The sequence below is a fragment of the Pseudomonas mucoides genome (assembly GCF_015461845.1).
Classification (GTDB): Bacteria; Pseudomonadota; Gammaproteobacteria; order Pseudomonadales; family Pseudomonadaceae; genus Aquipseudomonas; species Aquipseudomonas mucoides.
Map to the genome: position 1 here is coordinate 342,057 of NZ_JACOPW010000002.1, position 21,260 is coordinate 363,316.

The following is a 21,260-nucleotide window of genomic DNA, read 5'->3' on the forward strand; positions in this document are numbered from 1 at the left end:
AGCGGGATTACGTTGGCAGTGGCCCCGCACTTTTTTGCGGTTGATCGGTTTCGACAGGAGACGGCAATGTCTGCCCCACTTGCGAGTCAGCGGTTGCGCTTGTACGACAGCGATGAACTCGATGGCGTGCTGCAGGCGATGGCGCGCCAAGCGGCGATATTGTTGCCGCCCGCTCAATCGGCACTGATTGGCATCCAGCGCCGCGGCGAGCCTCTGGCACAGCGCTTACAGCAGCATCTTTCGCGTCAGACCGGCCAGCCAGAACTGCCGCTGTACCCCCTGAAGGTCAAGCGCTATGCCGATGACCTCAAGGTCCTGCATGCACACACGGAATTGACCGAGAACCCGCTTCTGGGCGCGCTGGACCTTGCCAATACAACCCTGCTTGTTGTCGACGATGTGCTTTTTGAGGGCCATTCACTCCTGCGCACCTGTGCCTATCTGGCGCAACTGGGGGCCCGTCGGGTCTACACGGCGGTATTGGTTGATCGGCATGTTTGCCAGCAACCGATCCGTGCCGACATTATCGGCGTGCATCTGCAAGTTGCCGCCCATGACATCGTCGAATGCAACGTCCCGCCCTACGAAATGGAGTTCTGCATTGAAGTGTTACGGCATGGCGCTGTCCGATGATGGCGCAACTGTTCGATAAGCCTCAAAGGAGCCAATGCATGCTCACTGACCGCCCGCTTCTTTTTGCCCTGCAAGGCAGTGAGCACTATGCAACCCGCGTCGCGCAGCGGCTTGGCTGCCAACTGGCCCTTCATGAAGAACGCAACTATGAAGATGGCGAACATAAATGCCGACCGCTGGCGTCGGTTAACGGTCGCGAGGTCGTGGTGTTCCATTCCTTGTATGGGGATGATCGGCAGAGCGCTAACGATAAGTTGTGTCGCCTGTTGTTCTTTTGCGGAGCACTCAAGGATGCCGGTGCTCGCCATGTGCAAGTCGTAACACCCTACCTCTGTTACGGACGCAAAGATCGTCGCAGCCAACCTCAAGACCCAACGATCACCCGCTACCTGGCGACCATTTTTGAAGCCTGCCACGTTGATCGTCTGGTTGCCCTGGAGGTGCATAATCCGGCCGCGTTCGACAATGCCTTTCGCATTCCTGCGTGGAACGTGCAGTGCACAGAATTATTCGCCGAGCATTTCGCCAGGTTCGTCGGCGACGCCGACGTGGTAGCGGTGTCCCCGGATTCCGGTGGTGCCAAGCGCGCCGAACAGTTTCGTCAGGCCCTCGAACGACAACTGGGACGCTCAGTGGGCAGTGCGCTGATGGAAAAGCACCGTGCTCACGCGACGCTGACGGGCACCCTCTTGGTGGGCGACGTATCGGGTAAGACAGCCATTGTTTTCGACGACCTGATCAGTACCGGTGAAACGCTGAAGCATGCGGGCCTTGCCTGTCAAAAGGGTGGAGCCACCCGATTATTCGCCGCGGCGACCCATGGTTTGTTTACGGCGGGCAGCCAACTGTTCGACCCGCCGCTTTTCGAGCACATTGCGATCTCTGACAGCGTGCCGCCATTTCGCCTGCTGCCCGAGTGTGTGACGCAGCACGTGCACGTACTCGACAGCACCGCCCAGATAGCCACCTTGCTGGCTGAAAATGGAGCATTCGATTCCGTCTGAGCGGAAGCTGTCGATCAGAGCCAATGGGAGTGCCTGACGTTGAAAAAGATGAAAATCAACACAGCATTCACACTGATGGAGCCAGGCCCGGTGGTCTTCGTCACCACAAATGACGGCCAGAAGAACAACATCATGACCATTTCGTGGACCATGGTGATGGGCTTCACGCCGACTTTCGCCATGACCACCGGCCCCTGGAACTATTCATACGCCGCGCTCCTGAAAACCAAGGAGTGCGTCATTTCAATCCCCACCGTCGATTTGATCGATTGCGTTATTGGTGTGGGGACCTGTTCCGGTGCGGACACAGACAAGTTTGCAACATTCGGATTGACGCCCGTGAAAGGCAAACATGTCAGGTCACCCTTGATTAAGGAGTGCGTGGCCAATATCGAATGCAACGTTATCGATGTCATCGAGAAACACAATATTGTTGTCCTCGAAGGCCTCGCCGCCTACTTCGACGATTCACGCAAAGAGACACGAACCATTCATTCAGTGGGTGATGGTTCCTTCGTCGTGGACGGACGCAAACTGGATAGAAGAGAAAGGATGCAGTCGAAGCTTCCAGAGGGTGTCTAGGTGTTTAGTGGTCGTGCGCAATCACCCATTCAAATGGACTCGTCATCGTCGTGCTGATCTTCCAGGTGAAATACATTGAGATCGGTCGAGTGAAGGCGGGTCAGCGTCAACGTTGCCATGCAATAAGTGCATTTTCCGCTGGCAGAAAGGCGTCTGAGTGCCAGGCGCGTACCCGAGGGGTGTAGCCATCCACGGGCCGCGTGGCAGAGACCGAGATAGAAAAGATATAGCCTTGAATGGCGCCGGGAATGGGCCCGACAGCGTTCATCGGCAGGCATTCTGCCGGGTGTTCATCGTACGGGGCGGCATAGAGTTCCACCCTTACCCACTCCGGTGCGATCTCCCCCAGGTAGACCGGCACGCTGATGTACAGCCGCTCGCCGTCGTGTTTCGCATCGACCGTGCCGAAATGAATGTTGTCCCATCCCAAGGCAACCGCCTTCTGCCAGGCATGAAGCGCACGTGCGAGCTCGGCCTTATCCTTGCTACGGCGTCGGAAAGCCTGGATCGCCGGTTGGTAACAACCATCCAGGTATTCGAGCAGCATGCGATTGCTACTGAATTGCGGCCCCAATTGCGACATGCTGGCGCGCATGCGTTGCACCCATCCACGTGGAATTCCCTGCGTGTCGCGCATGTAAAAGGTGGGGACTACTTCTTCTTCGAGCAAGCGGTACAAGCACTCGGCGTCGGCGACATCGTCGCTGGGGGCGTCGTCGCCGATCGCCCAACCGCAGGTGGACTGGTACGCCTCCGCCCACCAGCCGTCCAGTTGGGACAGGTTCAGTCCGCCATTGACCAGAACCTTCATACCACTGGTGCCGCAGGCTTCCCATGGTCGTCGCGGTGTATTGATCCAGACATCGACGCCTTGCACCAACTGTTGGGCCAGTTCAATGTCGTAATCCTCCAGGAACACGACATGCCTTCGTAGATTTGGACGATGAACAAACTCCATCCATGCCTGGATCAGCTGCTTGCCCTGCTCGTCATTGGGATGGGCTTTACCGGCGATGATCAGTTGGACCGGTCGATGTTCATCGGTTAGCAGGCGACTCAGGCGCTCCGGGTCATGCAGCAACAGATTCGGTCGCTTATACTCGGTGAATCGCCGCGCGAAGCCGAGCGTCAGGCAATTGGGATCGAGCACCTGCGCGGCTTCTTCGACGTGCAGCGGTGACTCGCCACGTTGTCCAAGATGCCATGCCAAACGGTGACGCGTGTAATGCACCAAATCGCGGCGTTGCTCGGCGGCCATCGTCCACAAGACCCTGTCATCACTGTTGGAGACCGTCCCTGAGAGAGACTCCACCGTGCCGAGCCAACGTTCCTTGCCACAGGTGCTGGTCCACAGGTGATCGGACCACACTGAATCCCAGGATGGCACATGGACGCCGTTGGTAATATGCCCTACGGGTATCTCTTGAAGCGGCCAGCGTGGATAAAGATCACTGAATAATCGACGGCTGACCTCGCCATGCAAACGACTCACGGCATTGCACTGGGCGCACCCACGCAATGCCAGAAAAGCCATGTTGAAAGGCTCATCGTCGTTCGCCGGATCACGCCGGCCCAACGCAAGCAGTTCGCGCAATGAAATGCGACAGTCTTCGAGAAACTCGCGCGCATACTTGTAAATAAGCGCGGGTGGAAATGAGTCGAAACCCGCAGCCACTGGCGTATGCGTTGTGAATACATTACCCGCACGCGTTGCCCACCACGCCTCCCAGAACGATGTTCCCATCTTGTGCATAAAGCGACGGGCACGTTCCAGCACAAGCAGTGCGGCATGACCTTCGTTAAGGTGGCACACGTCCACGTCGATCCCCAGTGCGTCGAGTACCGCCCAGCCACCGATGCCGAGCACCACTTCCTGGAGCAAACGCATTTCCGAGCCGCCGCCGTACAACTTAGAGGTGATACCGCGATCGGCGGCACCGTTGCGCAGATCGTTACTGTCCAGCAGGTACAGGCGCGTACGTCCGACAATGGCCTGCCAGATACGCAAATACAAAGTGCGACCGGGAAGTTGCAGCACGATTTTCAGCCAGGCCCCTTCATTTCCGATGGTTGGCTGAATCGGCAGGCTGGTGGCATCGTTGTAAGGATAGGCCTCATGCTGCCTGCCTTGCGCGTCGATGTATTGCCGAAAATAGCCTTCCTGATAGAGCAAACCCACCCCAAGGATTGGAGCGCCCATATCGCTCGCCGTCTTGAGGTAATCCCCTGCAAGCACACCGAGTCCGCCGGCATAGAGCGGAAAGGCCTCACTCAGACCGTACTCCATACTGAAATAAGCGATACGCGCCGAATCGCCAGCCGGTTGCCGCTGCGCATACCAGCCTGAGTCGTCGAGATAACTCCGATGCTCTGCAATGGCGTGCGCCAGTTTCTGCGAGAAATGGGCATCTCGGCAGAGTTCGTCAAGACGCTGCTGCGAAGCATTCTGCAGAATCATCCACGGATTATGGGTGCGCTCCCAAAGTTCTGGGTCAATCGATTTCCACAGGTCGTCGAGTGCATGATTCCAGGTCCAGCGCAGGTTAAGTGCGAGCTCGGTCAGTGTGCAGAGTGGCTCCGGCAACTCACGTGGCAAGAAGGCATACACGTCGACACCTCAATGTAATCGGCAGTTTTGCGGATCTTGATCAGGCGGGCCATGCGGCAACGGCTTTACGGTGTGCGATTAAGTGACAGGCGCTTTTCCACCGCCAGAACATGCCGAGTCGTGGCGAGCACTGCATCCGGATTGAGGCTTATCGAGTCGATGCCAATTTCCACCAGAAATTCAGCCATCTCGGGATAGTCAGACGGCGCCTGTCCGCAGATACCGGAGTGGCGGCCGTTGCGTTTTGCTCCCTCCACCGCCAGACGAATCATCTGTTTCACTCCCGGATCGCGTTCATCGAAATCGAAGGCGACGATTTCCGAATCGCGATCCACGCCGAGCGTCAATTGGGTCAGGTCATTGGAGCCGATGGAGAACCCGTCGAACAGTTTGGCGAAGGCGTCGATCAGGATGACGTTGTTGGGGATCTCGCACATGACGTAGACCTCCAGTCCGTTCTCTCCGCGCTTGAGGCCATGGCTGGCCATCGCTGCCAACACCTTTTCACCCTCCTCCACTCTGCGGCAAAAAGGGATCATCAATTTGACGTTAGTCAGGCCTATCTCGTCGCGCACCCGCTTCATTGCCGCGCATTCCAGCGCAAAACCTTCGGCATAGGCACTATGGGTATAACGGGACGCCCCACGAAAGCCGATCATCGGGTTGTCTTCTTCCGGCTCGAAATACTGACCGCCCAGCAGGGTCGCGTATTCGTTGCTTTTGAAGTCGCTCATGCGCACGACGCAGGGTTTTGGATACACCGCCGCCGCAATTGTGGCGACGCCTTCGGCCAAGGTCTTGACGAAAAAGTCCGTAGGATCATTGTAAGCAATACTCAGGGCAGCGATTTTTTCGCGTGTCGTGTCATCCACCTTTTCCGGGTGTACGAGCGCCATCGGATGCACCTTGATGTACTCATTGATAATGAATTCCATACGCGCCAGACCAATGCCATCCACCGGTAGCGAGGCAAGACTAAAGGCCTGATCAGGATTGCCCAGGTTCATCATAATCTTTGTTTTTGGATGTCCCAGCTGGCTGAGATCGGTGTGCTGAATGTCAAAATCCAGAATGCCTTCATAGACGTTTCCGGTTTCGCCTTCGGCGCAGCTAATGGTGATCGGTGTGCCGGTTTCTATTTTCTCTGCCGCGTTTGCGGTTCCCACGATGGCGGGAATGCCCAGTTCACGCGACACGATGGCGGCGTGACAAGTACGGCCGCCCCGGCTCGTCACAATAGCCGCTGCGGTCTTCATGACAGGTTCCCAGTCGGGTGCCGTGGTATCTGAGACCAGCACCTCGCCCGGTTGGAAATCACTGAGATGCTTGGCATCGTTGATGACACGCGCCTTGCCGGCGCCAATTCGGGTACCGACCGCCCTGCCCTTGAGCAGCACTGTTGATCTTTGCTTGAGATGGTAAATCTCAAGCACGCTGCCTTTCTTTTGCGATTCCACCGTTTCCGGTCGCGCCTGCACCATATATAAGCGGCCATCGATCCCGTCTTTGGCCCATTCCATATCCATGGGCTTGTAAAAACCGGCTTTGCTCGAGTAGTGGTTTTCGACCTTGATGGCATAGTCGGCCAGCACCATCACATCCGCATCAGAGAGGCTAAAGCGGGTTCGTTCTTCTTGGGGCGTGTCAATATTCTCGGTGTATTCCACCGCGATATTGCCGGTATTGAGCGTGTCGGTAAAAATCATCTTCTTTGCTTTGCTGCCCAGGCTGCGCTTCAAGACCGCCCGATAACCCTGGAGAAAGCTGGGTTTGTGCACATAGAAGCTGTCGGGGTCGATTGTGCCCTGCACCACATTCTCGCCAAGCCCCAGCGCGGCATTGATGAAGACGACATCCCTGAAGCCTGTTTCCGTGTCCAGCGAAAACATCACGCCACTGGCCCCGATATCGCTACGCACCATTTTCATGACCACGACGGCGAGATAGACCTTGTAGTAATCAAAGCCATTGTCGTATTTGTAGTGAATGGAGCGGTCGGTAAAGTTGGATGCCAGGCAACGTTTGTAGGCATCAAGCAGATCATCGTCACCGGCAATGTTGAGATAGCTGTCGTTCTGCCCGGCAAATGAGGCCTGCGGCGAATCTTCAGCGGTCGCCGAGGAACGTACTGCCAATGAAATGTTTTCGCCGTATTCTTTTTTGAGTTGGGCATAACTGTGCAAAATCGCCGTCTTTAGGTCTTCCGGCAATGAACAGCCATATACAATCGCCCTCGCCTTTTTCCCCCGCGCCTGCAAATCCTTGATGTTGGCGGGGTCGAGTCCGTCAAGTGCCGCATGCAGAGGCTGCCAAGCCTTATTGTGATCAAGTACATAACGATACGCCTCAACGGTGATGGCAAAGCCGTTGGGGATGCATACCCCCTCAGTCGTGAGGTTCTGGTACATCTCTCCCAGCGAGGCGTTCTTGCCACCCACCAGCAATACATCGTTGATACCCAGCTCTTTGAACCAGCGGATATGTGAAGGCATCACGATGTTTCTCCATTGGATGGGGGAGACTTTGTCGGCCGTTTCTACTTCATACAAAGCTTTATGGCTTGATGCCGTCTGCGTGTGTTGATCTAGATCAATTTGCGTCTTTTGAGCAGTAATAGCGGGGAGTTTCGGCCCCCTTTTTGATTTGTGCAGAAGGTGTACCTGGACACCAACTGGCCCCGGACCCCGGACAACAAGACTGTCAACGGCTGATATCAGTTTTGTGCGCTTTGCGGTCGACCACCGCCATCCCGTAAAAACGACTTGAGTGAGGTCAGCGAACGGGTATTGAGCACATCGTGTTTTTCCAGCCAGGCTCGGCGCGCCTGAGCGACCCCGTAGCGCAAATAAGAAAAATCCGCGGTGCGATGGGCGTCCGAATTGATGCTGATGAGCACCCCTTGATCCTTGGCGTATTGGCACTGCAGGTCAAACAGATCCATGCGCTGGGGTTGCGAGTTGAGTTCCAGGCAGCAACCACGCTCAGCGGCTGCCTTGGTGATTGCAGGCAGGTCCATGTTCAGAGGCGCGCGTTCATTGATCAACCGACACAGGGGGTGTGCCAGTATGCTGAAGTAGCGATGATCCATGGCCCTGAGCAGGCGTTGGGTTTGTTGATGCAGCGTCAAGCCGAAATGACTGTGGACGGCGCCCACCACCAGATCCAGGCGCCCCAGAATGTCGTCCGGCAGATCCAGGCGCCCGTCTTCGAGAATGTCGACCTCAACACCCTTGAGCAAGGTTATGCCCTGCAAACGGGCATTGAGCGAATCGATCTGGTCGATTTGCTTCAACAATCGATCAGTGTCCAGACCATGGGCCACCCTGAGGGACCGGGAGTGGTCGGTAATTGCCAGGTATTCCAGCCCGGCTTGCTGCGCCGCCAACGCCATCTCTTCCAGGCTATTGCCGCCATCCGAGTCACGGGTATGAGCATGCAGGTCACCTTTGAGGTCGCTCAACTCAATCAGCCTCGGTAAACGACCTGTCAGTGCCGCCTCGACTTCACCGCGATTTTCGCGCAGTTCCGGGGTGATCCATACCAACCCCAAGGCCTGATAAACCGCCACCTCGGTGGTATGGGCCACGCATTCTGCGGCCTTGAACACCCCATATTCATTGAGTTTGAGCCCCAGCTTCCGGGCCCTCTGGCGAATCGCGATGTTATGCGCCTTGCTGCCAGTGAAATACACCAGAGCGGCGCCAAATTGCGCCGGTTTTACAATACGCACATCCACTTGCAGGCCTGAACCCAGCACGACGCTGGCACGCGTGCGCCCTTTAACCAACACGGTGGAAATCTCCGGGTGCTTGAGCAAGTGTGCCGTGACGTTCACAGACGGCGCTGCGGCCACGAGGATGTCGATATCACCGACGGTGTCGCGCATGCGACGCAGACTTCCGGCCACCGTTGCTTCCTCGATGCCCGCAAGCTGCTGCAAGTATTCGATCAGCCGGCGCGCCACGGGCTCCACAAACGCCAGCGGCAAACGGTGATCTTTTCCAATCCCCTGCTGCGCGGCACTTAACAGCCGCGTTTCCATCTTTTCGCCGAAACCGGGCAGATGGCGGATTCGCCCCTGTCGAGCCGCCTCGCATAACTGCTGCGCGGTTTCGATCCCCAGATCGTGATACAGGTGCCTGACACGTTTGGGGCCCAATCCGGCGATGGACAGCAGTTCAACCAATCCGGGCGGTAATGTCGAACGCAACCGCTGGCGCAAAGCACAATTTCCGGTGGTAACGATTTCGTTGATCTTGCCTGCCAGATCAACTCCGATACCGGTCAGTTTGGGCAGTGGTTCGCCACGCGCGATGGTCTCTGCGAGCTCGAAGGTCAACGCCCTTAACGTGCGCGCCGCATTACGGTAGGCCCGGATCCGAAAGGGGTTGGCGTCATCGATTTCCAGCAGATCAGCAATTTCGTCAAAAACCGCGGCAATCTGATCATTGCCAATCACCTGCCAGTCCTTGAGCGAGGCCGATAGCAAGGCGGGTAACGGTTCCTGAGACGGTACGGCGGTGAGCTTCATTGCAAGAGCCCGTCCAGTGGGATGAAAAACGCGCGTCTGAGCGTTGATATTGACTCACGATCTGACTCCAGACCGGCGGGCGAGCCCCGCTCACCCCTTCAGCGTATGCGGCCGGGGGGTGTCGCGGGAACCATGCGCCACGCTTCAGGACACTGGCGCACATAGGGGTAATAGCCTTTGGCAGAGTCGCAGTAATACCAATTGGGCGGTGACTGCGCGGCGGGCGGTGCAGCCCCCGTGGTTGCGCCGGGAGGGAGGATTACTCGCGGCGATTCGATGATCACTGTAGGTGGATTGGCCGGGTAGTAGTAAGTCGGAGCGGGATAGTAATAAACCGGATAGGCAGGGTAGTAATAAGGACCGGGAATACGCGCAGCTTCCCAACCGAGGCCCAGTCCCAGGCCTATGCCCCACCAAAATGCCCCTGCACCGCCGTGATGCGAGTCGGCATTGGCCGGTAAGGCCAGGCTTGTGACAATCAGGATGATCCCTGTCAACGCGCACCGTCTTACCGTGTCGAGGTTCATGATGTTCACCCAATCGAACAGTGAGTCAGCGCCTACTTCAGGTCTGTTTGGTCCTGGTCGCCGTCCATTTGCGGTCTTGGCATGTGCATCTGCATCTGCATCGGCATTTGCATTGGCATTGGCATCTGCGAACCGTCATAGCCAGCATTCCTGTGATGCATCGCTGTCCAGAACAGGTCGAATATGGTTTTCTGTTCAGTTCCCAAAGCGTCATAAAACGTTTTGGTACGCACCTGAGCAGCATCCAGACGCACCAACTGCGCCTGCATCCAGTTGGTTTCTGCGCGCAGACGCTCTATCCCTTTTGCCATTCTTTCCGGCGTCGTTTCATCAAGAGGCGCTTGCTTCGCGCTCGCCATCTCGTTGCGCCGGGCCTTGTCCTTTTCCAGTTGCTGATTGGCATCCGCGGTGACCCCGGTAGCCCATGTCTCCCAGGCGGGCATTTGCTCCGGCTTGAGATTGAGCTTGGCTTTCAGTTTATCCAGGCTCCGCTGCGTATGTTTGACCCAATCGAAGTCCTGGAAATGATGGGTCATGCCACCTTGCGGTGACAGGGGTGGGTTGGCGAAGACGCTGCTGGATGGCATCAAGAAAACACTCGCCGCTATCAACATGCATTGTCCGATCACGCTTGATTTGTTCATTTCAGCTCTTCTCAATACGGTGGTGGGGATGGTTCGAGATTAGGAGCCAGGCAGGTGGATGATCTGATCCACATCAGAAAACAGCCAGACAAATGAGGTTGCGGCTAGACGGTCGATAGTGGCAGCCGCCGTGTTCCCTTGGTGACGCATCGCCAGCCCATCGCAAAGCACATCCGCGTCCTCCATGTCATGGGCGGTAGAGTGTTTTGCGATCAGCCAATCCAGCGAACCTCGGGCGTCTTGTGTGAGAGGGGGCCAGGCGCAGATTTCGGATGGCCAACGATAATGGGCGCCACTGGCGTCCACTCGGCCGGCAGGCCCAGGGCATGCTTGCCATCCGGCGTATTAAGAAAGCTCTGCGCGAAACCGATCCAACAGGTGGCAAGTCCTTCTGCATAGGCGGCGAGCATCAGATTCTCGGCAGCCAGGGCACAGTCTTCGACGATCCAAGGACTCGGAGCATTTCCCGAAATCAGGATGAGTGCAGGTGCGTGATAGAAGATCTGAAAGTTTTCGTCATTGAGCAACGTATGGAAGTGCTCGGAATGGAAGCCAGCGGGCATCGTCTTGAGCATGTGCGCTTTCGCTTCACGGGAGATTCGATCCAGCAGTGCCTGATCGCGAATCACCGTGAAAGTCCACGGTTGTTGGTTCATTGCGCTGGGCGCCTGGGCCGCGGCACTGATTAAACGCCGCAGGACGTTCTCATCAACAGCTTCTGTCGTGTATTCACGCGCCGAGCGCCGGCCGGAGATTGCCTTGTCGATGTTCATGAGTGCATACCTGATAAAGGGCCGTCTCATAAGGTTGTCCACCCGCATGGACCTGCTGTTGATTTAGATCAAATCAAGGCGGAACCCGCCTCTCGTTTCGTCAGACAACTCGCGCACGTCTGAACGACGCCACGTCGCGCGAACTTGATCTGCATCAGATGAACGCTGTGCGCTCACTGCACACTGGATTGGCCGGGTTCGCTCTTGCGAGACGGGCAACGCGGGAGAAATGGCTCGCGCAGGAGCGCTGACATGTATGGAAAAACCCTGGTACCTACCAGAAGCAGCGCCGCGCTGCGGTTTCTGATACGCGCCGTGTTGGTGGGCGCTTGCGCAGTGGCCTGGGGCGCGGACGACGCCGTGCTGAGGGTCGAACCGCGCGTCACGATCCTCGTTTACCACCGTTTTTCGGACACGGCAGACGACTCGATGACCGTGCGCATGAGCACCTTCGAATCGCAATTGCGTGTCCTGCGCGAGCGTGGCTACCACATCGTGCCGCTGCGTGAAGTGGTCGACTGGCTACGCGATCCCGAGGCAACGCTACCGCCCAAGCCAGTGGCGATCACCGTCGACGACGGCCATCGTTCGGTATACGAAAAATTGCTGCCGGTGATGCTGCGAGAGCGGTTCGCGGTCACGCTCTTTATCTACCCCTCGGCGATTTCCAACGCGTCCTATGCCATGACCTGGGAGCAATTGCGTGCACTCAGGCAGACCGGGCTCGTGGATATTCAGTCGCACACGTTCTGGCATCCCAATTTCAACGTCGAGCGCCGACACCGTTCGCCAGCAGATTTCCAGCAATTCGTTCGCACACAACTCGACAAGTCACGTCGACGTCTCGAGTCGCAAACCGGCGCCCCTGTCGACATGCTCGCGTGGCCGTTCGGTATCTACGACGACGAATTGATCACGCTCGCCGCCGATGAAGGCTATGTCGTCGGTTTGACCCTGGACGCGCGCAAGGCCGACCGGCACGCACGGCTGCTGGCGCTGCCACGCTTTCTGATGACCGACGCCTATGGCGCCAACACGTTCGCACGCCTGCTCGGCGAACCGACCACTCAGCCAGTGCCCGCCGCAGGGAGCGCGCCATGACCTTGACCCGCGTCTTGAGGCGTTTGGCGATCCCGATGTTGTTCGTCGTCACGGCTTTGCTGGCTGTTCAAGCCTTGGCCTTTACCGGTGTCGTACTCGACTCGAGCACTCGTCATCCGGTGGCTGGCGCGACCATCACGACGTTGGCCGGTGTAACCCACACCAATGAGCATGGGCAATTCGAGACGGCTCACGCGGCCCGGAGCGTCGCGGTTCGCGCCCCGGGGTATCTGCGCACCGAGGCCAAGCTGTCCGACGAGACGCCTGTGACGCTCACATTGACTCCGTTTCGTCCGAAAGCGGTTTACCTGTCGGTGTTCGGCATCACCAGTGCGACCTTGCGCAACAGGGCCGTCAGCCTTGCCGACCATACGGTGATCAATGCACTGGTCATCGACGTCAAGGGCGACCGCGGTCTGACGCCCTATCGCAGTGCCGCGCGCGAGGCAATCGGCGCAGCGGCCCGCGTGACCACCCGCGTACCACAGGCGCAGGACTTTCCTGCGCTGCTGGCCAGGCTGCATGCACAACACCTGTACCTGATCGCGCGGATTGTGGTGTTCAAAGACGACCCGCTCGCCGACGCGCATCCGCATTGGAGCGTGCACACCGCCGACGGACAACCCTGGCGGGATCGCGAAAACCTGCAATGGATGGACCCGTTTTCCCACGACGTCTGGCAGCACAATCTTGATGTCGCCGAGGAGGCGGCGCGGATGGGCTTCGATGAGATCCAGTTCGACTACGTGCGCTTTCCCGACAAGAGCGGGCTACGCTTTGCCCTCCCGAACACCCGGGCCAACCGGACTGCGGCGATTGTCGAGTTCCTGCAGGCCGCACGCACACGGCTCGCGCCCTATAACGTCTTCATCTCGGCGGACATCTTCGGCTACGTCTGCTGGAACCTTGATGACACCGCGATCGGCCAGCAGATCGAACTGCTCGGCGCGGCGCTCGACTATATTTCTCCGATGTTGTACCCCTCCAGTTTCACGTGGGGGTTGCCGGGCTGTACCAACCCGGCCGCCGATCCCGGCCAGATAGTCCGGCGTTCCCTGGCGGAGGCCATGCAGCGCACCGGCCTGCCGGGCGTGCGCTTTCGTCCGTGGTTGCAGGCATTTCGCGACTACGCGTTCGATCATCGCCCGTTTGATGCGGCGGCGATCAAGGCGCAGGTTGACGCCGCCGACGCAGCCGGCACTGATGGGTGGATGCTATGGAACCCTCGCAATCACTACGAAGTCAGCGACCTGCCACAGCGTTGATGGGTGCGCTGAAGCACTGGACGCTGCTGCTCGGCATGGCGACGGCGGCGCAGATGACGAGTGCCAGCGATCTTGATGCGCCGACACGCCTGCAAGCCGCACAGATCGTCGACACACAGATTGCCGCCGGACGACTTCCAGGTGCCGTTGTTCTGATCGGGGATTCCACACAGGTGCTGTATCGCCAAGCCTTCGGACAACGCAAGACGACGCCCTCCCCCGAACCGATGACGCTGGACACCGAGTTCGATCTTGCGTCGTTGACCAAGGTCATCGCGACGACCACGGCGATTATGCAACTGGCCGAAGCGGGCCGCCTCGATCTGGACGCACCCGTTGCCCGGTATTGGCCTGCATTTGCGATGCAAGGCAAAAACGCGGTGACGGTGCGTGAGCTGCTTGCCCATACCTCCGGGCTAGCGCCAGACTTGCCTGCGCGGCCCCCGCAGCCCGGCCGGAAAGCCGTATTGAGTGCGATCGCGGCGCAGCATCCGCGCAGCGCGCCCGGTGAACGCGTGCTCTACAGTGACCTGAATTTCGTGGTGCTCGGCGAGCTGGTCGAGCGCATCACTCACCTCCCGCTGGACGCGTATTGCCGTGTTCACATCTTCGGCCCGCTCGGTATGCACGACACGGTCTTCATGCCGGACGCCGGTCGAGCGGCACGCAGTGCACCGACCATCGCCAACAAGGCCGGCATCCTTCGCGGGCGCGTGCACGATCCCACGGCCCGCTGGATGGGCGGCGTTTCCGGTAACGCGGGGCTGTTTTCCACCGCGGACGACCTCGCCCGCTTCGCGCAAATGATGCTCAACAACGGGCGCGCAGGCTCCGTGCGCATTCTGCGACCCGAGAGCATCGCCGCACTGGCGGCGGCGTCCTCACCGCTCGCGGCCGTGCCGTGGCGCGGCCTCGGCTGGGAACTGGCCGCACCACTCGTGCAGAATCATGACCGCCTGCCGCCGATTGGCGTCATCGGCCACACGGGCTATACCGGTACGGGCCTATGGATCGATCGGGTAACACGCCAGTTCATTGTCATCCTGACCAACCGTGTGTACCCGGACGACCGCGGTGATGCTCGCCCGCTTCGTGCGCAGCTGCTCGCGTTACTGGCAAGCCGAGCCGTGCCTGTGAGTGCTGCACAGATCGGTCGGTCGTTGCCGTCAGCCTTGCCGGCGCTGCATGAAGCCAATCGCCTGCCGGCCTCGACCGGCCCAGTGCAGACCGGCATTGACGTGCTGGAAGCGCAGCGGTTTGCGCCGCTCGCTGGCCTGCGCGTGGGGTTGATCACCAATCGCAGCGGTTTTGACGCCGAGGGCAGGCGCACCGTCGACGTACTCGCGCATGCGCCAGGCGTCACGCTGGCGGCGCTGTTCTCGCCGGAACACGGGCTTGATACCGATGTGGATGAACGGGTCGGTGACACCCGCGACGCGGCGACGGGCCTCACCGTACACAGCCTGTACGGCGCAACGCAGCGTTTCCCGGTGGGGTCACTTCGTGGACTCGATGCGCTGATCTTTGACATACAAGACGCCGGCGTGCGTTTCTTCACCTATGAAACGACGCTCGGCTACGCGCTGGAAGCCGCCGCGGCGCGAGGCATTCCATTGTTTGTGCTGGATCGGCCCGATCCGCTCGGTGCACAGCGCTTCGGCGGTCCGGTGCTGGACAGCCTCCGCGAATCGTTCACGGGCTATTTTCCTGCGCCGCTTCAACCCGGCATGACGGTCGGTGAACTGGCGACTCTATTCAATCGCAATAAACACATTGGCGCGGACCTGCGCGTGGTGCCGATGCAGGGCTATCGACGCACAATGACGTTTACCGACACCGGTCTCGGTTGGGTGCCGCTATCGCCGAACCTGCGCACACTGTCCCAACTCGATCTGTACCCGGATGTCGGGTTGCTCGAAGGCGCGAATGTGAGTGTCGGGCGCGGCACGCCGCATCCGTTCGAGTGGATCGGCGCGCCGTGGATCGACGCGACCCGCCTGGCAACCGCCCTGAATGCGCTGGATGCCGGCGCGCATTTTGCGCCACTCGACTTCGTCCCCACCGACTCCACCTGGCGCGGTCAACTCTGTCATGGGGTGAGTATTACGCGCGACGCAGCTTCCGAGCGGCGCCCCGTGGCAAGCCTGGGACTGGCACTGCTCGCCACATTGCACCGGCTCTATCCCGATACGTTCAAGCTGGCGGCAACGCGCGGTTCGATCGGCTCGCAAACCGTGTGGCAAGCGATTCACGACGGTGCTACACCGGATGCAGCGCAAGCACTCGACGCTGCGGCGCTTGCGCGCTTCGCACGACTGCGGCAGCAAAACCTGCTTTATTGAGTGTGAGTACGGACGTCAATCCCTGTGAGTGAGAGCCTCCATCGTGCAGCCCGCAATCGCTGCCGGGCGGCCACTGTTCGGGACCTTCATCCCTTTTTCCCCAGGTAGGTGATGAGTTTGTCCAGGGTGTCCACTTGCTGGTAATCGCTTTCAGGAATTGCAATGCCCAGACTGCGGTTCAGCGCTTCGATGAAACGAAGCCAATCCATGGAATCCAGATCAACCTCTTCGCGTAGCGACCGATCGGGTCGCAGCTGCTCGATCTCAAGTTCCGGGGCAATGCCTTTCAAGGCTTTCCAGACTTCATCGCGGATCATGTTCGGGTTCATGTGTCCTCTCCTCAAAGCGCCTCTGGCGTCTGCAACAAGCGTCGGACTTCGCCCAGAAAACGTGCGCCGTAGTGACCGTCGCTGACTCGATGATCGGCGGACAAACTGCTAATGACCGTCGGCATCACACACAACTGGCCGTCTTTCACCCAGGGCCGCTCAGTGATCCGACCGAAACCGACCAAGGCCACCTGGGGCGGATAGATCACCCCTAATACGCTGTCCACGCCCTGATCGCCGAGTTGAGTGACCGTCATGCCGGCGCCTCCCAGCTCGGAGCTGCGCAGGGATCCGCTGCGGGCGCGCTCGACCAGGCTGGCCAGTTCACTCATTAACTGCGTCAGGGAGGTGTCCGCCACATGATGCAGAACCGGGGCGACCAGGCCCCCCTGGCGCAAGGTGATTGCCACCCCAAGGTCGGTATCGAGTGCGGGCTTGAAGGCGTTATCCAGCCAGAAACCATTGAGCTGAGGATACTCGCGCAAGGCCAGCGCCACCGCCTTGAGCAGCAAGACGCTGGGCAGCAGGCGTTCCTGAAGTGTGCTTTGCGCATTGTGTACCTGCAGCCACGCCATGACGTTATCCAGGGCGACGGTTTCGCTGAGGTAGTAATGGGGAATCTCGCGTTTTGATCGGCTCATGGCTGCGGCGATGGCGTGCCGCATGGCCTGATCGGGGTCTGGAGGGTGCGTCACACGGGCAGCGGTCTCGATGTCCTCCAGGGTAATGACACCCTGTGGACCATGGCCTTTTACATCACCGGCACTGACCCCTAACTCGGCAGCACGCTTGCGCGCCGCTGGAGAAACCCGCGGGCGCCTGCCCGCCGGGGCTTGCTCTTCGATCAGCAGAGGTGCCGCTGTCGTTCGTCGTGCACTTTGCGGATTTTCGCCCGGTTCCAACAATCGGGCGATGGCGGTACCGACCGGTACTTTGGCGCCGACATCGATCAGCAGTTGCGACACCGTGCCGTCATGCCAGCACTCGACATCGATGGCGGCCTTGGCGGTATCGACGACGGCAATCACCTGACCTGGCTTGACCACATCGCCCGGATGGACTTTCCACTCCAGCAACGTGCCTTCATCCATATCAGCCCCCAGAGAGGGCAACTTGAACTCGATCATCGTTTACCCTCCGCGTCTGATACTCGAACGCGCCATTGTCATTGCGCTCACCCGGATGTCCCCTGGCACAACTCATGAGCGGCCGCGACGATCGTCGACACTTGTGGCAGGGCCGCCTCTTCCAGATGCCGGGGATAAGGGATCGGCACCTCGGCGCTGCACACCCGTGCCGGTGGAGCATCCAGCTCGAAAAAGCCTTGTTCAATGATCCGCGTAATGATCTCGGCAGATAGGCTGCCGCTGCGCCATCCCTCATCGACCACCAGGGCGCGACGGGTTTTGCAGACTGAAGCCATCAGCGTCTGGTCGTCCAGAGGGCGCAGGACCCGCAGGTCGATGACTTCGCAATCAATGCCCTCCCCGGCCAGCACCTGCGCTGCCTCCAGGGTTTTGCCGAGAGTGCCGCCATACGTGATCAGGGTCAGGTCCTTGCCAGCACGGCGTACCTTGGCAGAGCTGATGTCCACTGCCTCCCAATCGCCCGCATCACCCTCCAGGTTATAGAGCTGGGCGTGTTCGAATATCAGCACCGGGTCTGGGTCCAGCAGCGCGGGCCGGAGCATGCCGCGCGCATCTTCGATGGTCGCCGGAGCGAGGATTTTCAACCCGGGAATATGGGCGTACCAACCCTCCAGACTGTGCGAGTGCTGCGCTGCAAGCTGGCGTCCGGCACCGGTCGCCATGCGCACGACCAAGGGCACGGAGAACTGTCCGCCGGACATGTGCCTCAAGGCGGCCGCCGTATTCATCAAAGGATCGAGTGCGAGCAGACTGAAATTCACGGTCATGATTTCGACAATCGGCCGCATGCCCCCCAATGCCGCCCCTATACCGGCGCCCACGAAACCCAGCTCGGACAACGGCGTGTCTCGAATGCGCTCGGGGCCGAACGCCTCAAGCAACCCCAGGGAGACGGCATAGCTGCCACCGTAGCGACCCACGTCTTCGCCCATCAGAAATACCCGTGGGTCCTGCTGCAGCGCCTCACGCATGGCCTCGCGTAGCGCTTCGCGATAGGTCATGCGAATGCTCATGGCGCCACCGTTGGGGTGTATACATCAAGAGACAAATCCTCGAGTGGCTCCAGGCGACCGCTTTCGGCATACGTCACGGCGGCTTCCACTTCCGCGTCCACCTGGGTCAGGATCGCCAGAAATCCGGGCTCGTCCAAAAGACCTTGCGCCTTAAGCTGTGCACTGTACGTATGGATCGGCCCATGGGTCTTCCATTGCTCCACCTCGTCCTTGTCACGATACAGCTGCGGGTCGAACATCGAGTGGGCACGAAACCGATAGGTGCGAAACTCCAGAAAAAAAGGCCCACGCCCCGCGCGGATGTGTTCAACCGCATCACGAGCGGCTTCATACACCGCGATCACGTCCATGCCATCCACGGACCGGGTATCAACTTTGTAGGCCGAGGCTTTCGCACACAGGTCAGTTTGCGATTGCGAACGGTCCAGGGCAGTCCCCATCGCATAGAGGTTGTTTTCGCAGCAAAACAGCATCGGCAGCTGCCACAATGCCGCCAGGTTGATGGACTCATGGAAGGCCCCTTCCGCCATCGCGCCTTCACCAAAAAAACAGGCACAGAGACGCGATCCACCTTGCATGCGTTCAGCAAGCGCCAGGCCGACCGTCAGTGGCAAGCCACCCGCCACAATGGCATTGCCGCCGTAGAATCGCGTAGTGGCATCAAACAAATGCATAGAACCGCCGCGTCCCCGCGAGCATCCTTCCTGGCGCCCATACATCTCGGCCATGATGGCTTTCATGGGGACGCCCTTGATCAGCGCGTGGCCATGTTCGCGATACGTCGCGACCACCGCATCGTTGGCGGCCAGCGCATGGAGCACGCCGACCGCTACCGCTTCTTCACCAATGTACAGGTGCAGGAAGCCACGAATCTTGCCCTCCCCATACAACTCGCCAGCCCGCTCCTCAAGACGGCGGATGCGCACCATGTCACGCAGCAAATCGAGCGAAATGTCCCGGGAACGCGGTGGTAGGCTCATGACGGGCTCTCCATGCTGGACGTATCGCCTTCAGGCAAACCCAGTTCCCGGGCCTTGAGCAGACGCCGCATGAGTTTTCCGCTACGGGTGTGCGGAAGCACCTCCACAAATTCCAGCTCCTTGGGCGCAACGACCGCCCCAAGACGCTTGCGTCCATGACCGAGCAACTCGTCGTGCAAGGCCTGGCTGGCAGTGAAACCACGTTTGAGTGAAACAAAGGCCTTCACGGTTTCGCCCAACAGCGGATCGGGCTTGCCAATCACCGCGGCCTCGGCCACGGCCGGGTGTTCCATGAGGGAGCTTTCAACTTCGAACGGACCGATCAGGTGACCCGCCGACTTGATGACGTCGTCGCTGCGACCAATAAACCAGTAGTAACCATCGGCATCGCGACGCACCAGATCGCCGCTCAGGTACCACTCACCGACAAAACAGTGGCGATAACGCTCCTCCTGTCCCAGGTAGGTACGGAACATGGCAGGCCAAGGCTGTTTCAAGGCCAGGTCACCGACCTCGTTGTCGCCCAGGAACACCAATCCGCCCTCTTCACCTCGTACGACGATGGCCGCTTCGACACCCGGCAGCGGCTTGCCCATGGACCCCGGTTTGATCGGCATCGCGACCGTGTTGGCAATCATGATGCCGCCGGTTTCGGTCTGCCACCAATTGTCGTGGATCGGCAGCCCAAGCACCTCTTTGCCCCACCAGACAGCCTCGGGATTGAGCGGCTCGCCGACGCTGGCAATAAACCGCAGACTCGGAAAACGATGGCCGCGCGCCAAGGCCTCGCCTGCTTTCATCAGGAGGCGAATGGCCGTCGGGGCCGTATACCAGACTGTCACTTGTTGCTTCTCCAGTATCCGGTACCAACGCTCAGCATCGAATTCATTGCCCTCGACCACACTGGTGACGCCCAGCAACAACGGGGCAAAGATCCCATAGGAGGTGCCGGTCACCCAACCCGGATCGGCGCTGCACCAATAGACATCGTCGGGGTGCAAGTCCAAGGCGTATTTTCCTGTGACGCGGTGAGTCAGCGCCGCGCCATGGACATGCAACACACCTTTTGGGGTGCCCGTCGTGCCGCTGGTGAAGTGTAAAAGTGCGGGGCTGTCGGCGGTCGTATTGGCAACGGTCAAGGCTTCCTCTGCCTGCGCCAATAGTTGATGCAAATTAAGCGTCCCCTCGATAGGCGCCGTGTCCCCGCCATTTTCGTCATACAGCAGCACATGCTTGAGTGCCGGCAAACGCTCACGTATGGCCGCGATCTTGCGCCGGTAGAGGGTTTCACTGGTCAGCAACACACTGCCCTCGCCAAGACGCATACGGGTTTCGATGGGCTCCGGGCCGAACGCACAGAACAATGGCGACACCACGCAACCGAGTTTCAGGCCGCCGAGCACGCCCAGATAAAGTTCCAGCCCCCGGCCACAGAGGACAAATACTCGTTCGCCGGGCATCACGCCCAGTTTTTTCAATACATTGGCAAATCGATTGGTCAGGAGGCTCAGTTGGGCGTAGCTGATGTCACAACTGCCCCCATTGCGGTCAAGAATGCGCAATGCGGTATGCCGTCGATGCGCACCCTGCGCATGCCGATCCACGGCCTCATACGCGAGGTTCAAACCGCCGCCCGGCAAACCGGCCAGAGCACGGGCTTCCACCTGCCAGGAAAAGGCGTCCCGAGCTTGCACGCTATCGAGCCAGTTCGGCGCTAGCGGCAGGTTGGCCAGGGTTTTCTTAATGATCGCCGGATGCATGATCGCCCCCTTGAGTCGTC

The 21,260-nt window shown here is 59.4% G+C and carries 17 protein-coding genes; 6 read left to right on the plus strand and 11 right to left on the minus strand.

The window, feature by feature from the left end; genetic code table 11:
• Positions 1-66: 66 nt before the first annotated feature.
• The 3 genes from H8F22_RS10135 to H8F22_RS10145 are packed head-to-tail and all read left to right on the plus strand — an operon-like array spanning position 67 to position 2,219.
• Entirely contained in the window at positions 67-633 is a 567-nt protein-coding gene (locus tag H8F22_RS10135; protein ID WP_027923134.1) for a phosphoribosyltransferase family protein, read from the plus strand.
• A 38-nt stretch (positions 634-671) separates the two neighbouring features.
• Positions 672-1,637, plus strand: a complete 966-nt coding sequence (locus H8F22_RS10140) for a ribose-phosphate diphosphokinase (RefSeq protein ID WP_194940064.1) — start codon at positions 672-674, stop codon at positions 1,635-1,637.
• Positions 1,638-1,685: 48 nt separating this feature from the next.
• On the plus strand, positions 1,686-2,219 hold the full coding sequence (locus H8F22_RS10145; protein ID WP_228758778.1) for a flavin reductase family protein: 534 nt from the start codon (positions 1,686-1,688) through the stop codon (positions 2,217-2,219).
• Between the two features lie 106 nt (positions 2,220-2,325).
• Here H8F22_RS10145 and glgP read toward each other — a convergent pair whose 3' ends face one another.
• The 6 genes from glgP to H8F22_RS10175 all read right to left on the minus strand — a co-directional run bounded on the left by glgP (position 2,326) and on the right by H8F22_RS10175 (position 11,302).
• Complete coding sequence (glgP, locus tag H8F22_RS10150; protein ID WP_194940066.1) at positions 2,326-4,827, minus strand: alpha-glucan family phosphorylase; 2,502 nt, start codon at positions 4,825-4,827, stop codon at positions 2,326-2,328.
• Positions 4,828-4,892: 65 nt separating this feature from the next.
• Positions 4,893-7,319 carry a phosphoenolpyruvate synthase gene (gene ppsA, locus H8F22_RS10155; RefSeq protein ID WP_194940384.1) on the minus strand — a complete coding sequence of 809 codons (2,427 nt, stop codon included), beginning with the start codon at positions 7,317-7,319 and terminating at the stop codon, positions 4,893-4,895.
• Positions 7,320-7,540: 221 nt separating this feature from the next.
• The gene (gene polX, locus H8F22_RS10160) at positions 7,541-9,358 is read right to left on the minus strand and encodes a DNA polymerase/3'-5' exonuclease PolX (protein WP_194940067.1); all 1,818 of its coding nucleotides are present in this window, start codon (positions 9,356-9,358) and stop codon (positions 7,541-7,543) included.
• A 98-nt stretch (positions 9,359-9,456) separates the two neighbouring features.
• On the minus strand, positions 9,457-9,855 hold the full coding sequence (locus tag H8F22_RS10165) for a hypothetical protein (RefSeq protein WP_228758752.1): 399 nt from the start codon (positions 9,853-9,855) through the stop codon (positions 9,457-9,459).
• Between the two features lie 62 nt (positions 9,856-9,917).
• Positions 9,918-10,529: a Spy/CpxP family protein refolding chaperone gene (locus H8F22_RS10170; protein WP_194940069.1), complete on the minus strand. Its 612-nt coding sequence runs from the start codon at positions 10,527-10,529 to the stop codon at positions 9,918-9,920.
• 212 nt (positions 10,530-10,741) lie between these two features.
• Positions 10,742-11,302, minus strand: coding sequence for a nitroreductase family protein (locus H8F22_RS10175; protein WP_027923127.1), 561 nt, complete (start codon positions 11,300-11,302; stop codon positions 10,742-10,744).
• 252 nt (positions 11,303-11,554) lie between these two features.
• Between H8F22_RS10175 and H8F22_RS10180 the strand changes: the two genes are divergently transcribed.
• The 3 genes from H8F22_RS10180 to H8F22_RS10190 are packed head-to-tail and all read left to right on the plus strand — an operon-like array spanning position 11,555 to position 16,010.
• Positions 11,555-12,403 carry a polysaccharide deacetylase family protein gene (locus H8F22_RS10180; RefSeq protein ID WP_059182941.1) on the plus strand — a complete coding sequence of 283 codons (849 nt, stop codon included), beginning with the start codon at positions 11,555-11,557 and terminating at the stop codon, positions 12,401-12,403.
• Positions 12,400-13,668, plus strand: a complete 1,269-nt coding sequence (locus H8F22_RS10185; RefSeq protein WP_194940070.1) for a putative glycoside hydrolase — start codon at positions 12,400-12,402, stop codon at positions 13,666-13,668. The genes H8F22_RS10180 and H8F22_RS10185 overlap by 4 nt, the downstream gene beginning before the upstream one ends.
• The gene (locus H8F22_RS10190; protein ID WP_228758753.1) at positions 13,668-16,010 is read left to right on the plus strand and encodes a serine hydrolase; all 2,343 of its coding nucleotides are present in this window, start codon (positions 13,668-13,670) and stop codon (positions 16,008-16,010) included. Before H8F22_RS10185 ends, H8F22_RS10190 begins: the two co-directional genes overlap by 1 nt.
• An 86-nt stretch (positions 16,011-16,096) precedes the next feature.
• On the opposite strand, the gene H8F22_RS10195 is transcribed toward H8F22_RS10190, so the two are convergent.
• From H8F22_RS10195 to acsA, 5 genes are read right to left on the minus strand one after another with little or no spacing between them, the layout of a single operon-like run.
• The gene (locus H8F22_RS10195; protein ID WP_027923123.1) at positions 16,097-16,339 is read right to left on the minus strand and encodes an acyl carrier protein; all 243 of its coding nucleotides are present in this window, start codon (positions 16,337-16,339) and stop codon (positions 16,097-16,099) included.
• Between the two features lie 11 nt (positions 16,340-16,350).
• On the minus strand, positions 16,351-17,466 hold the full coding sequence (locus H8F22_RS10200; RefSeq protein ID WP_194940071.1) for a dihydrolipoamide acetyltransferase family protein: 1,116 nt from the start codon (positions 17,464-17,466) through the stop codon (positions 16,351-16,353).
• A gap of 47 nt (positions 17,467-17,513) precedes the next feature.
• A complete protein-coding gene (locus H8F22_RS10205) occupies positions 17,514-18,500 on the minus strand; it encodes an alpha-ketoacid dehydrogenase subunit beta (RefSeq protein WP_027923121.1) in 987 nt (328 codons plus the stop codon).
• Entirely contained in the window at positions 18,497-19,480 is a 984-nt protein-coding gene (gene pdhA / locus H8F22_RS10210; protein WP_027923120.1) for a pyruvate dehydrogenase (acetyl-transferring) E1 component subunit alpha, read from the minus strand. Before pdhA ends, H8F22_RS10205 begins: the two co-directional genes overlap by 4 nt.
• Positions 19,477-21,240 carry an acetate--CoA ligase gene (gene acsA / locus H8F22_RS10215; RefSeq protein WP_027923119.1) on the minus strand — a complete coding sequence of 588 codons (1,764 nt, stop codon included), beginning with the start codon at positions 21,238-21,240 and terminating at the stop codon, positions 19,477-19,479. Before acsA ends, pdhA begins: the two co-directional genes overlap by 4 nt.
• Positions 21,241-21,260: the final 20 nt, after the last annotated feature.

Excerpts from the sequence above, each read along its gene's own strand:
- H8F22_RS10175 (WP_027923127.1), bottom strand. The coding sequence starts at position 11,302 with ATGAACATCGACAAGGCAATCTCCGGCCGGCGCTCGGCGCGTGAATAC.
- H8F22_RS10145 (WP_228758778.1), top strand. The coding sequence starts at position 1,686 with ATGAAAATCAACACAGCATTCACACTGATGGAGCCAGGCCCGGTGGTC.
- ppsA (WP_194940384.1), bottom strand. The coding sequence starts at position 7,319 with ATGCCTTCACATATCCGCTGGTTCAAAGAGCTGGGTATCAACGATGTA.
- H8F22_RS10135 (WP_027923134.1), top strand. The coding sequence starts at position 67 with ATGTCTGCCCCACTTGCGAGTCAGCGGTTGCGCTTGTACGACAGCGAT.
- H8F22_RS10170 (WP_194940069.1), bottom strand. The coding sequence starts at position 10,529 with ATGAACAAATCAAGCGTGATCGGACAATGCATGTTGATAGCGGCGAGT.
- H8F22_RS10190 (WP_228758753.1), top strand. The coding sequence starts at position 13,668 with ATGGGTGCGCTGAAGCACTGGACGCTGCTGCTCGGCATGGCGACGGCG.
- H8F22_RS10180 (WP_059182941.1), top strand. The coding sequence starts at position 11,555 with ATGTATGGAAAAACCCTGGTACCTACCAGAAGCAGCGCCGCGCTGCGG.
- H8F22_RS10200 (WP_194940071.1), bottom strand. The coding sequence starts at position 17,466 with ATGATCGAGTTCAAGTTGCCCTCTCTGGGGGCTGATATGGATGAAGGC.
- polX (WP_194940067.1), bottom strand. The coding sequence starts at position 9,358 with ATGAAGCTCACCGCCGTACCGTCTCAGGAACCGTTACCCGCCTTGCTA.
- H8F22_RS10185 (WP_194940070.1), top strand. The coding sequence starts at position 12,400 with ATGACCTTGACCCGCGTCTTGAGGCGTTTGGCGATCCCGATGTTGTTC.
- H8F22_RS10195 (WP_027923123.1), bottom strand. The coding sequence starts at position 16,339 with ATGAACCCGAACATGATCCGCGATGAAGTCTGGAAAGCCTTGAAAGGC.
- H8F22_RS10205 (WP_027923121.1), bottom strand. The coding sequence starts at position 18,500 with ATGAGCATTCGCATGACCTATCGCGAAGCGCTACGCGAGGCCATGCGT.
- acsA (WP_027923119.1), bottom strand. The coding sequence starts at position 21,240 with ATGCATCCGGCGATCATTAAGAAAACCCTGGCCAACCTGCCGCTAGCG.
- pdhA (WP_027923120.1), bottom strand. The coding sequence starts at position 19,480 with ATGAGCCTACCACCGCGTTCCCGGGACATTTCGCTCGATTTGCTGCGT.
- H8F22_RS10140 (WP_194940064.1), top strand. The coding sequence starts at position 672 with ATGCTCACTGACCGCCCGCTTCTTTTTGCCCTGCAAGGCAGTGAGCAC.